The sequence below is a fragment of the Streptomyces katrae genome, assembly GCF_000966975.1.
GTDB lineage: Bacteria > Actinomycetota > Actinomycetes > Streptomycetales > Streptomycetaceae > Streptomyces > Streptomyces katrae.
The window spans coordinates 1-10,953 of the sequence record NZ_JZWV01000703.1; the positions used below are offsets into that span (position 1 = coordinate 1).

11 protein-coding genes are annotated in these 10,953 nt (G+C 73.4%); 9 read left to right on the forward strand and 2 right to left on the reverse strand.

Features of this window, described 5'->3' with window-relative positions; all coding sequences use genetic code 11:
- The first annotated feature begins 71 nt into the window (after nt 1-71).
- The 3 genes from VR44_RS24580 (at nt 72) to VR44_RS24590 (ending at nt 2,932) form a co-directional block, all read left to right on the forward strand.
- Complete coding sequence (locus VR44_RS24580) at nt 72-728, forward strand: trimeric intracellular cation channel family protein (RefSeq protein WP_045949765.1); 657 nt, start codon at nt 72-74, stop codon at nt 726-728.
- Nucleotides 729-788: 60 nt separating this feature from the next.
- The gene (locus VR44_RS24585) at nt 789-1,640 is read left to right on the forward strand and encodes a thioesterase family protein (protein WP_045949766.1); all 852 of its coding nucleotides are present in this window, start codon (nt 789-791) and stop codon (nt 1,638-1,640) included.
- Between the two features lie 128 nt (nt 1,641-1,768).
- Nucleotides 1,769-2,932 (forward strand): cysteine desulfurase family protein, encoded by a 1,164-nt coding sequence (locus VR44_RS24590; RefSeq protein WP_045949767.1) that lies wholly within the window; start codon nt 1,769-1,771, stop codon nt 2,930-2,932.
- Here the strand turns inward: VR44_RS24590 and VR44_RS24595 are convergent.
- Nucleotides 2,929-3,600 (reverse strand): N-acetylmuramoyl-L-alanine amidase, encoded by a 672-nt coding sequence (locus VR44_RS24595; RefSeq protein ID WP_045949768.1) that lies wholly within the window; start codon nt 3,598-3,600, stop codon nt 2,929-2,931. The genes VR44_RS24590 and VR44_RS24595 overlap by 4 nt on opposite strands.
- 68 nt (nt 3,601-3,668) lie before the next feature.
- On the opposite strand from VR44_RS24595, the gene mnmA reads away from it, so the two are divergent.
- On the forward strand, nt 3,669-4,808 hold the full coding sequence (gene mnmA, locus VR44_RS24600; protein ID WP_045949769.1) for a tRNA 2-thiouridine(34) synthase MnmA: 1,140 nt from the start codon (nt 3,669-3,671) through the stop codon (nt 4,806-4,808).
- Between the two features lie 13 nt (nt 4,809-4,821).
- Here mnmA and VR44_RS24605 read toward each other — a convergent pair whose 3' ends face one another.
- Nucleotides 4,822-5,745, reverse strand: a complete 924-nt coding sequence (locus VR44_RS24605; protein WP_045949770.1) for an NADP-dependent oxidoreductase — start codon at nt 5,743-5,745, stop codon at nt 4,822-4,824.
- Nucleotides 5,746-5,872: 127 nt separating this feature from the next.
- Between VR44_RS24605 and VR44_RS24610 the strand changes: the two genes are divergently transcribed.
- From VR44_RS24610 to ligA, 5 genes are all read left to right on the forward strand, one after another.
- The gene (locus VR44_RS24610) at nt 5,873-6,913 is read left to right on the forward strand and encodes a GlxA family transcriptional regulator (RefSeq protein ID WP_045949771.1); all 1,041 of its coding nucleotides are present in this window, start codon (nt 5,873-5,875) and stop codon (nt 6,911-6,913) included.
- Between the two features lie 100 nt (nt 6,914-7,013).
- Entirely contained in the window at nt 7,014-7,358 is a 345-nt protein-coding gene (locus VR44_RS24615; protein ID WP_045949772.1) for a DUF1330 domain-containing protein, read from the forward strand.
- A 67-nt stretch (nt 7,359-7,425) separates the two neighbouring features.
- A complete protein-coding gene (locus tag VR44_RS24620; RefSeq protein WP_045949773.1) occupies nt 7,426-8,043 on the forward strand; it encodes an SDR family oxidoreductase in 618 nt (205 codons plus the stop codon).
- Nucleotides 8,040-9,023 carry a methionine synthase gene (locus VR44_RS24625; RefSeq protein WP_045949774.1) on the forward strand — a complete coding sequence of 328 codons (984 nt, stop codon included), beginning with the start codon at nt 8,040-8,042 and terminating at the stop codon, nt 9,021-9,023. The genes VR44_RS24620 and VR44_RS24625 overlap by 4 nt, the downstream gene beginning before the upstream one ends.
- A 31-nt stretch (nt 9,024-9,054) precedes the next feature.
- The coding region (gene ligA / locus VR44_RS24630; protein ID WP_045949775.1) for an NAD-dependent DNA ligase LigA at nt 9,055-10,953 on the forward strand (1,899 nt) is incomplete at its 3' end.

The following is a 10,953-nucleotide window of genomic DNA, read 5'->3' on the forward strand; positions in this document are numbered from 1 at the left end:
GGGGCCCGGGCCCCGCGGACGGCGGCGACGCCGCCGTCCGCGGGGCCTCGCGCCCCAGGTGACAATGAGACGTGCTCCACGATCTCTTCCCGCCCGGCATCCAGCACGCCCTGGACCTCGCGGGCATCTTCGTCTTCGCCCTGGCCGGCGCCCTCCTGGCGGTCCGCAAGAACTTCGACGTCTTCGGCATCGCCGTACTCGCCCTCGTCACCGCCCTCGGCGGCGGCCTCTTCCGCGACCTCTGCATCGGCGCCGTCCCGCCCGCCGCCTTCAGCGAGCTCAGCTTCTTCGTGACACCGCTGCTCGCCGCCGCGCTGGTCTTCTTCCTGCACCCCGAGGTGCAGCGCATCAACCGGGCGATCAACGTCTGTGACGCCGCCGGACTCGGCCTGTTCTGCGTGTCCGGCACCACCAAGGCCTATGAGTACGGCCTCGGCCTGACCTCCTCCGCGGCCCTGGGCGTGGCCACCGCCGTCGGCGGCGGCGTCCTGCGTGACGTCCTGGCCAACGAGGTCCCCTCCCTCCTCCGCGACCGCGAGATGTACGCCGTCCCCGCCGTCGTCGGCGCCTCGATGATCGCCCTGTTCATCAGCTTCGACCTGCTGAACCCCCTGACGACCGCCCTGGCGATCGTCACCACCTTCGTCCTGCGCATCCTGGCCATGCAGTACCACTGGCGGGCCCCGCTGGCCTGGAACCGCCGCTCCTCGGTGGCCGAAGAACCCTAGGTCCTCCCTCCCCAAAACAAAAGCTACCGCTTAGTAGCTTCCGCGGGTAACCTCGTTTCCATGTCACATGCAGCGGCCAAGGCATCCATCGGCGACAGCGAATTCGACCGCGACACCACCGTCACGCCCCGCGCGGGCGAGCCCGGGGTATACGACGCGGAGCTCTCCGCCGGCTGGACGATCATCACCGCCGTCAACGGCGGCTACCTGCTGGCCCTGGTCGGCCGGGCCCTGTCGGCGGCCCTGCCGCACCCGGACCCCTTCACGGTCTCGGCCCACTACCTGACCTCCTCCGTGCCCGGCCCCGCCGTGATCCGCACCGAGGTCGTCAGGGTCGGCCGCACCCTCTCCACGGGCCAGGCCTCCCTCTTCCAGTTCGACGAGAACGGCGCCGAGATCGAGCGCATCCGCGTCCTCGCCTCGTACGGGGACCTCGCCGCGCTCCCCGACAGCGTCCACACGGTGGCCCAGCCGCCCGCGATGCCGGCCTACGAGGACTGCCTCGGCGCCGAGGCCGGCCCGGCCCCGATCCCGGGCAGCAACGCCATCGTGGACCGGCTCCGGCTGCGCCTGGACCCGGCGACGGCCGGCTGGGCCGTCGGCGCGCCCTCGGGCAAGGGCGAGATGCGGGCCTGGTTCGAGCTGGCCGACGGCCGCGACGCGGACCCCCTGTCCCTCCTCCTCGCGGTGGACGCCCTTCCCCCGACCGCCTTCGACCTCGGCCTCCTGGGCTGGGCCCCGACGGTGGAACTCACCACCCACGTCCGCCACCGCCCGGCCCCGGGCCCCCTCCGCATCGGCATCGTCACCCGCAACCTCGCGGGCGGCTTCCTGGAGGAGGACGCGGAGGTCTGGGACTCGGCGGACCGCCTGGTGGCCCAGTCCCGCCAACTGGCCCGGGCCCCGCGGTAGCTCCCACGCCCGGCCCGCCGAAGCCCCCCGGAGGGGCGATGGCGGGCCCGCGCCCCGCCCCCGCTGGTCCGACCAACCGCCCCCGGGCGGGGACCCGCGGGCGGAGGGACTCGTAGAATCAAAAAATCATGGCCTACCTCGACCACGCCGCGACCACACCGATGCTCCCGGAAGCCGCCGCGGCGATGACCGCGCAGTTCGCCGCCACCGGTAACGCCTCCTCCCTGCACGCCGCCGGCCGCCGCGCCCGCCGCACCGTCGAGGAGGCCCGCGAGGCCCTCGCCGAAGCGCTCGGCGGCCGCCCCAGCGAGGTGGTCTTCACCGCGGGCGGCACCGAGGCCGACAACCTCGCCGTCAAGGGCCTCTACTGGTCCCGCCGCGACGCCGACCCGGCCCGTACCCGGGTCCTCGCCAGCCCCGTCGAGCACCACGCCGTCCTCGACGCCGTCCACTGGCTCGCCGAGCACGAAGGGGCCGAGGTCGAGTACCTCCCCGTCGACCACCACGGCCGCGTCCGGCCCGAGGCCTTCCGCGAGGCCGTCGAGCGCAACCCCGACGACATCGCCCTGGCCACCGTCATGTGGGCCAACAACGAGATCGGCACCGTCATGCCGGTCCGCGAACTGGCCGCCGTCGCCCGGGAGCACGGCATCCCGCTCCACTCGGACGCCGTCCAGGCCGTCGGCCAGCTCGACGTCCGCTTCGGCGACAGCGGTCTCGCCGCGATGACCGTCAGCGGCCACAAGATCGGCGGCCCCTACGGCATCGGCGCCCTCCTCCTCGGCCGCGACCAGACCCCCGTGCCCGTCCTGCACGGCGGCGGCCAGGAGCGGCACGTCCGCTCCGGGACCCTCGACGTCCCGGCCATCGCCGCCTTCGCGGTGGCCGCCGTACTCGCCGCCGAGCGGCGCGAACGCTTCGCCGCCGAGGTCGGCGCGCTGCGCGACGAGCTGATCCGCGCCGTCCTGGCGGCCGTCCCCGACGCCGTCCTCGGCGGCGACCCCGAGGACCGGCTCCCGGCGAACGCCCACTTCAGCTTCCCCGGCTGCGAGGGCGACTCCCTGCTGCTGCTCCTGGACGCGCAGGGCATCGAGTGCTCGACCGGCTCCGCCTGCACCGCGGGCGTCGCCCAGCCCAGCCACGTCCTGCTCGCGACCGGCACCGACCCCCAGCTGGCCCGCGGCACCCTCCGCTTCTCCCTGGGGCACACCTCCACCAAGGAGGACGTCGCGGCGGTCGCGGCGGCCATCGGCCCGGCCGTCGCCCGGGCCCGCACGGCCGGGCTGAGCTAGCCGGCCTTCGCCGGGGGAGCGGTCCGGGCGAGCTCCTCCCGGACCATCCGCAGGTAGCGGTCCCAGTCCCAGTGCGGTCCCGGGTCGGTGTGGTCGGCGCCCGGGACCTCCGAGTGCCCCAGGACGTGCTGCCGGTCCACCGGTATGCCGTACCTCCGGCAGATGTCCGCCGCCAGCCGCGCCGACGCCGCGTACAGGGCGTCCGTGAAGTCCTGCGGGCGGTCGATGAAGCCCTCGTGCTCGATGCCGACGCTGCGCTCGTTCATCGACCGGTTCCCGGCATGGAAGGCGATGTCGAGCTCGCGCACCATCTGCTCCACATGCCCGTCCTGGCGGACTATGTAGTGCGCCGACGCCTTGTGGAACGGGTTCTGGAACGCGCCCACCGAGGATGCGAAGTCCCCCTGCGTGACATGCACGACGATCCGGTCCACCCGGTAGTCGTCGGGCCGGTCCGCCAGCCGCCAGTTCGCCGGCGAGGCCGCCGTCCAGCTCACCCCGGGGGAGTCCACGTCCCCCTCCTTGCGCGGCTTGCTCACCCCCGGCAGCAGCCACCAGGCCCGCCTGATCTCGTCCTGCGCCGCCAGGGCCCCCACCGCGAGCGCCCCCAGCCCGCCGAACAGCACCGCCCGCCGGGTCCGGCCCCCGCCCTTCGCCTTCTCGGTCATGTGATCCACCCCCCACCGCCGATAACGCGCTGTGACCCCGCACGGTTCCCCGTACCCTGGAAGGCGCTATGACTGAGAACCTGCCGCGCACCGCCCGCCCCCTCCGTGTCCTGGCCGCCATGTCCGGCGGCGTGGACTCCGCCGTCGCCGCCGCGCGCGCGGTCGAGGCCGGGCACGACGTCACGGGCGTCCACCTGGCGCTCTCCGCGAACCCGCAGTCCTTCCGGACCGGCGCCCGCGGCTGCTGCACCATCGAGGACTCCCGCGACGCCCGCCGCGCCGCCGACGTCATCGGCATCCCGTTCTACTGCTGGGACCTCGCCGAGCGCTTCCGCGAGGACGTCGTCGAGGACTTCGTCGCCGAGTACGAGGCCGGGCGCACCCCCAACCCCTGCCTCCGCTGCAACGAGAAGATCAAGTTCGCGGCGCTCCTCGACAAGGCCCTCGCCCTCGGCTTCGACGCCGTCTGCACGGGCCACTACGCGACGATCGTGGAGAAGGAGGACGGCACGCGCGAGATGCACCGCGCCTCCGACATGGCCAAGGACCAGTCCTACGTCCTCGGCGTCCTCGACGAGAAGCAGCTGGCGCACGCCCTCTTCCCGCTCGGCGACACGGTCACCACCAAGGACGAGATCCGCGCCGAGGCCGAGCGCCGCGGCCTGGCCGTGGCGAAGAAGCCCGACAGCCACGACATCTGCTTCATCGCCGACGGCGACACCCAGGGCTTCCTCGCCAAGCGCCTCGGCAAGGCCGAGGGCGACATCGTCGACGGGGCGACCGGCGAGAAGGTCGGCACCCACGACGGGGCGTACGGCTTCACCATCGGCCAGCGCAAGGGCCTGCGCATCGGCCACCCCGCCCCCGACGGCAAGCCCCGCTACGTCCTCGACATCTCCCCGGTGAACAACACCGTCACCGTCGGCCCCGTCGAAGCCCTCGACGTCACCGCGCTCACCGCGATCCGCCCCCGCTGGTGCGGATCCACGCCCGCCCCCGCCGGCACCTACACCTACACCGCCCAGCTGCGCGCCCACGGCGGCGAGACGGAGGTCTTCGCCGAGGTCGTGGACGGCGAGCTGCACGTCCGCTTCACCGAGCCGGTCCGCGGCGTGGCCCCCGGCCAGGCGATCGTGCTCTACGACGGCACCCGCGTGGTCGGCTCCGCCACCATCGCCACCACCACCCGGGCCACCGCCGCCGTCTAGACCTGCCGAGGGATCAGACCACCGTCAGGACGATCTTGCCGGTGGTCCGGCCCTGCTCGCCGATCTCGTGCGCCTTCGCGGCCTGCTCCAGCGGCAGCACCGTCTCCACCAGCGGCTTCAGCACGCCGTCGTCGGCCAGTGCCGCGATCTCGCGCAGCCCGAGCCGGTCCGGCTCGACCAGTACCCAGTCCGCGCGGAAGCCGCGCGTGTCGGCCGGGACGTCGTCCGGGCCGGGCAGCGTGACCAGCCGGCCGCCCTCGCGCAGCACCGACAGGGAGCGTTCGGCGATCTCGCCGCCGAGGCCGTCCAGGACCACGTCCACGTCCGAGACCACCTCCTCGAAGGCCACCGTGCGGTAGTCCACGACCTCGTCCGCGCCCAGCGAGCGCAGCAGCTCGTGCTTGCCCGCGCTGGCCGTGCCGATCACGTACGCCCCGCGCGCCTTGGCGATCTGCACCGCCAGGTGCCCGACGCCGCCGGCGGCCGCGTGCACCAGGACCCGCTCCCCGGGACGCACGTCCGCGGTGTCCACCAGCGCCTGCCAGGCGGTCAGCGCGGCCAGCGGCAGGGCGGCGGCCTCGGCGTGGCTCAGCGAGGCCGGCTTCGCCGCCAGCTGCCGGGCCGGGGCCACCACGTACTCGGCGTAGCCGCCGGCCTGGCGGGGGAAGTGCGGCATCCCGTACACCTCGTCACCGGGCGCGAAGAGGGTGACGCCCGGGCCGACCGCCTCCACGGTGCCGGACACGTCCCAGCCCACGACCGGGGTCTCGCCCCAGGCGATCAGGGCCCCGCTGGCCCGGGTCTTCCAGTCGACCGGGTTCACGCCGGCCGCGTGGACCCGGACGAGGACCTCGCCCAGGCCGGGCTCGGGCCGGTCGATCTCCCGCTCGACCAGGTTCTCCGGGCCGCCCCACTCGTTCACGACGATCGCACGCATGTCCGTATGCCTCATTCCATCCGTTTACGTCTGATTCCGGGCTGATTCCCGGCGACGCGTCCCAGACTGGGGCACCGCGCACGCCCGTGGTGTTGGCCGCTTGGCCACTATGTGACAGGATCTGGCCATGAGCGAGACGCAGGACCGCACCCAGGACGCCACCCGCACCGGGAGCGGCCCCGGCGGCAGGCACCTGGTCGCGGTGCTGGCCCTCCCGGGCTTCCCGCCGTTCGAGCTCGGCATCCCCTCCCGGGTGTTCGGCAGCGCCGTGGACGAGGACGGCGAAGCCCTCTACGAGGTCGTCGTCTGCACCGCCGACGGCCTTCCCGTGCCCAGTGACTCCGGCTTCACCCTCCAGCCGGCCGCCGGGCCCGAAGCCCTCGCCGCCGCCGACACCGTGATCATCCCGCCCACCCACGCCATGCCCGAGCTGGGCCGAGGCGGGCCGCTGCCGCCCACCGTCGCCGCGGCCATCGCGGGCATCCGCCCCGGCACCCGCCTGGTGTCCATCTGCACCGGCTCCTACGTGCTCGCCGCCGCCGGACTCCTCGACGGCCGGCCCGCCACCACCCACTGGAACCTCGCCCGGGAGTTCCGCCGGGCCTACCCCGGCGTCCGCGTCGACGAGGACGTGCTCTTCGTCGACGACGGGGACATCCTGACCTCGGCCGGGGTCTCCGCTGGCGTCGACCTGTGCCTGCACCTGATCCGCCGCGACCACGGCGCCGCCGTCACCAACCGGGCCGCCCGCGTCTGCGTCGTACCGCCCTGGCGCGACGGCGGGCAGGCCCAGTACATCGACCGCCCCGTCCCCGAACCCACCGTCGCCACCACCACCGCCACCCGCGCCTGGGCCCTGGAGCGGCTCGCCGAACCGGTCAGCCTCGCCGAGCTCGCCGCCCACGCCCGGATGAGCCTGCGCACCTTCACCCGCCGATTCCGCGACGAGGTCGGCATGACCCCGGTCCAGTGGCTCACCGCCCAGCGGCTCGAAGTCGCCCGCGACCTGCTGGAGTCCAGCGACCTGCCCGTGGACCTGGTCGCCCACCGCGCGGGCTTCGGCACCGCCAACTCCCTGCGCCAGCACATGCGCGCGTCCCTCGGCGTCTCCCCGATCGCCTACCGCCGCACCTTCCGCGCCGCCGCCCCGGCCTCACAGCCGGCATGACCCGGCGGCCGGCATGACCGCGCAGGTAATCGACCGGCCCCGCACGCCCTGCCAGGATGGGATCAACAAGCCCACCGGACAAGGGAATCGGGAGTCAGACATGACCGCGTACGCCATCGGCCACATACGTCCCGAGACGATGAACGAGGACATCCTCCGCTACATCGAGGAGATCCAGTCGACCATGGACCCCTTCGAGGGCCGCTTCCTCGTCCACGGCAGCAAGGTCGAGGTCCTGGAGGGCTCCTTCCCCGGCGACCTCGTGATCATCGCCTTCCCGGACATCGAGCGCGCCCGCGCCTGGTACGCGTCCCCCGCCTACCAGGAGATCCTCCCGCTGCGCGGCCGCCACATCCCCGGCGACATCCTCCTGGTCGACGGCGTCCCGGCCGGCTACGACGCCACGAAGACGGCCGCCGCCCTCCGCGAGTCCGCCGGGCTCTGACGCCACCCGCGCCGGCCGGCCCCGGGTGGCGGGGCCGGTGGCGGGCGCGGGGTGCGAGCATGGCCGTATGCCTACTCACGTGATCACCGGCGCCGGCGCCGCCCGCGCCCGGCAGCTCCTCGAGCGCTACCCCGGCGCCCGGACCCTCGTCGGCGACCTCGCGGACCCCGACCGGCTCTCGTGGGCCTTCTCCAAGCAGCCGATGCCCGAGCGGATCGACTCCCTCCTGCACATCGCCGGGATCGTCGACCTCGGGCCCGTCGGCGAGCTGCGCCCCAAGACCTGGCACCAGCAGCTCAACGTCAACCTCATCGCCCCCGCCGAGGTCACCCGCCTGCTGCTGCCCACCCTGCGGGCCTCCAAGGCGACCGTCGTCTTCGTGAACTCCGGCGCCGGCCTCACCGCGCACCCCGAGTGGAGCGCCTACGCCGCCTCCAAGCACGGCCTCAAGGCCCTCGCCGACTCCCTGCGCGGCGAGGAGAAGGCCAACGGCATCCGGGTCACCTCCGTCTACCCCGGCCGCACCGCCAGCCCCATGCAGGCCAAGGTCCACTCCCAGGAGGGCAAGGAGTACGACCCCGCCGCCTGGATCGACCCCGAGTCCGTGGCCACCACCATCGTCATGGCCGTCGACCTGCCGCGCGACGCGGAGGTCAACGACCTGACCGTCAGGCCCGGCCGATGACCGCGGGTGCCACCGGCGTCGGCTCCCTGCCGGGCGGCGACGCCCGCGAGGCCGCCAAGACCGCCACGGGCTCCTTCGAGGACTTCCCGTACCTCCCCGAACTCCCGGCCCGAGGCCCCGGCGCCGACATGATCGGCCGCTCCCTCGGACTGCTCGTCGACCTGTACGCCCACGTCGAGCCCAGCGGCTGGCGGATCAGCGACCGCCCCGGCCGCGACACCCGCCGGGCCCGCTCCTGGCTCGGCGAGGACCTCGACGCGCTGGAGGAGTTCACCCAGGGGTACACCGGCAGGCTCAAGGTCCAGGCCGTCGGCCCGTGGACCCTGGCCGCCGCCCTGGAGCTGCACGGCGGCGAGGCCGTCCTCCAGGACGCCGGAGCCTGCCGCGACCTGGCCGCCTCCCTCGCCGAGGGCATGCGCGGACACCTGGCCGATGTGCAGAAGCGCGTCCCGGGCGCCGAGATCGTCCTCCAGTACGACGAGCCCTCGCTCACCGCCGTCCTGCGCGGCCGTGTGCGTTCCGCCAGCGGCTACCGCACCTACCGGGCGGTGGACCGGCAGGTGGTCGAGAGCGCCCTGCGCGACCTCTTCTCCGTCCACGACGGGGAGGTCGTCGTGCACTCCTGCGCGCCCGACGTCCCCTTCGCGCTGCTGCGCCGGGCCGGTGCGGCGGCCGTCTCGTTCGATTTCTCGCTGCTCACCGAGCGCGAGGACGACGCCATCGGCGAGGCCGTCGAAGGCGGGATGAAGCTCTTCGCCGGAGTGGTGCCGGGCACCGACGGCCCGTTGTCGGACCCGGGCGGTAGCGTCATGGGTGTCAGGAAGCTTTGGCGCAGGCTGGGGCTGGCCCCGGGGACTCTGGCCGAGTCCGTCGTGGTCACCCCGTCGTGCGGTCTGGCGGGCGCCTCGCCCGCGTACGCCCGCGCGGTGCAGGCCCATTGCGTCAGGGCGGCGAGGTCCCTCGCCGACAACCCTGAGTGACGGTCGAGCACGGGCCACGGGAGGACACGGCATGGCAGCCGAACAGCAGGACACGGCAGTACCGACGGCGGCGCGCGAGCAGCACCAGCTGCTCGCCGAGCAGGTCGAGGAGCACCGCTTCCGGTACTACGTGAACGACCAGCCGGTCGTCAGCGACGCCGAGTTCGACCAGCTGCTGCGCTCGCTGGAGGCCCTGGAGGAGCAGTACCCCGAGCTGCGCACCCCCGACTCGCCCACCCAGAAGGTGGCGGGGGCGTACGAGACGGACTTCGCCTCGGTCGAGCACCGCGAGCGGATGCTCTCCCTCGACAACGCCTTCGACGACGAGGAGCTGACCGCCTGGGCCGAGCGGGTCGCCCGGGACGTGAACACCCCGGACTACCACTACCTGTGCGAGCTCAAGGTGGACGGCCTCGCCGTGAACCTCACCTACGAGAACGGCCGCCTCACCCGCGCCGCCACCCGGGGTGACGGCCGCACCGGCGAGGACATCACGCCCAACGTCCGCACCATCGCCGAGATCCCGGACCGCCTCAAGGGCGACCGGATCCCGGCGCTGGTGGAGATCCGCGGCGAGGTGTACTTCCCGATGGAGAAGTTCGAGGAGCTCAACGCCCGCCTGGTGGAGGCCGAGGGCAAGCCCTTCGCCAACCCGCGCAACGCCGCGGCCGGCTCGCTGCGCCAGAAGGACCCCAAGGTCACCGCGACCCGCCCGCTCCACATGGTGGTGCACGGCATCGGCGCCCGCGAGGGCTTCGAGATCGAGCGCCAGTCCCAGGCGTACGAGCTGCTGCGCGAGTGGGGCCTGCCCACCGCCCGGCACAACGCGGTGGTGTCCACCCTGGAGGAGGTGCGCGCGTTCATCGCCCACTTCGGCGAGAACCGGCACTCCGTGGAGCACGAGATCGACGGCGTCGTCGTCAAGCTCGACGAGATCGCCCTCCAGGGCAGGCTCGGCTCCACCGCCCGCGCCCCGCGCTGGGCGATCGCCTGGAAGTACGCGCCCGAGGAGGTCAACACCAAGCTGGTCGACATCAAGGTCGGCGTCGGCCGCACCGGGCGTGTCACCCCGTACGCGCAGGTCGAGCCGGTGACGGTGGCCGGCTCCGAGGTCGAGTTCGCGACCCTGCACAACCAGGAGGTCGTCAAGGCCAAGGGCGTCCTGATCGGGGACACGGTCGTGCTGCGCAAGGCGGGCGACGTCATCCCCGAGATCCTGGGCCCGGTGGTGGACCTGCGTGACGGCAGCGAGCGGGAGTTCGTGATGCCGTCGGAGTGCCCCGAGTGCGGGACGGCGCTGCGCCCGATGAAGGAGGGCGACATCGACGTCCGCTGCCCCAACGGGCGGACCTGCCCCGCCCAGTTGCGCGAGCGCCTGTTCTACCTGGCGGGCCGGCAGTCCCTGGACATCGAGAACTTCGGCATGGTGGCCGCCGCCGCCCTGACCGGCCCGCTGGAGCCGGCGCAGCCGCCGCTGCTGGACGAGGGCGACCTCTTCGACCTCACCATCGAGGACATCCTCCCCATCAAGGCGTACGTCCGGGACCCTGACAGCGGTCTGCCCAAGCGGGACCCGAAGACCGGCGAGGAGAAGATCGTCACGGTCTTCGCCAACCAGAAGGGCGAGCCGAAGAAGAACGCCCTGGCCATGCTGGAGAACATCGCCGCCGCCAAGCAGCGCCCGCTGGCCCGGATCATCAACGGCCTCTCCATCCGGCACGTGGGCCCGGTCGCCGCGGAGGCGCTCGCCCGCGAGTTCCGGTCGATCGACCGCATCGAACAGGCCACCTTGGAGGAGCTGACCGCCACCGAGGGGGTCGGCGCGATCATCGCGGCCTCCCTCAAGGAGTGGTTCGCCGTCGACTGGCACCAGGAGATCCTGCGCAAGTGGCGGGCGGCCGGCGTGCGCATGGAGGAGGAAGGTTCCGGC

What these genes read in the sequence shown, in the direction of transcription:
- VR44_RS24620 (WP_045949773.1), top strand. Translation starts at nt 7,426, where the DNA reads ATGCCTACTCACGTGATCACCGGCGCCGGCGCCGCCCGCGCCCGGCAG.
- VR44_RS24595 (WP_045949768.1), bottom strand. Translation starts at nt 3,600, where the DNA reads ATGACCGAGAAGGCGAAGGGCGGGGGCCGGACCCGGCGGGCGGTGCTG.
- VR44_RS24590 (WP_045949767.1), top strand. Translation starts at nt 1,769, where the DNA reads ATGGCCTACCTCGACCACGCCGCGACCACACCGATGCTCCCGGAAGCC.
- VR44_RS24615 (WP_045949772.1), top strand. Translation starts at nt 7,014, where the DNA reads ATGACCGCGTACGCCATCGGCCACATACGTCCCGAGACGATGAACGAG.
- mnmA (WP_045949769.1), top strand. Translation starts at nt 3,669, where the DNA reads ATGACTGAGAACCTGCCGCGCACCGCCCGCCCCCTCCGTGTCCTGGCC.
- VR44_RS24610 (WP_045949771.1), top strand. Translation starts at nt 5,873, where the DNA reads ATGAGCGAGACGCAGGACCGCACCCAGGACGCCACCCGCACCGGGAGC.
- VR44_RS24625 (WP_045949774.1), top strand. Translation starts at nt 8,040, where the DNA reads ATGACCGCGGGTGCCACCGGCGTCGGCTCCCTGCCGGGCGGCGACGCC.
- VR44_RS24605 (WP_045949770.1), bottom strand. Translation starts at nt 5,745, where the DNA reads ATGCGTGCGATCGTCGTGAACGAGTGGGGCGGCCCGGAGAACCTGGTC.
- VR44_RS24585 (WP_045949766.1), top strand. Translation starts at nt 789, where the DNA reads ATGTCACATGCAGCGGCCAAGGCATCCATCGGCGACAGCGAATTCGAC.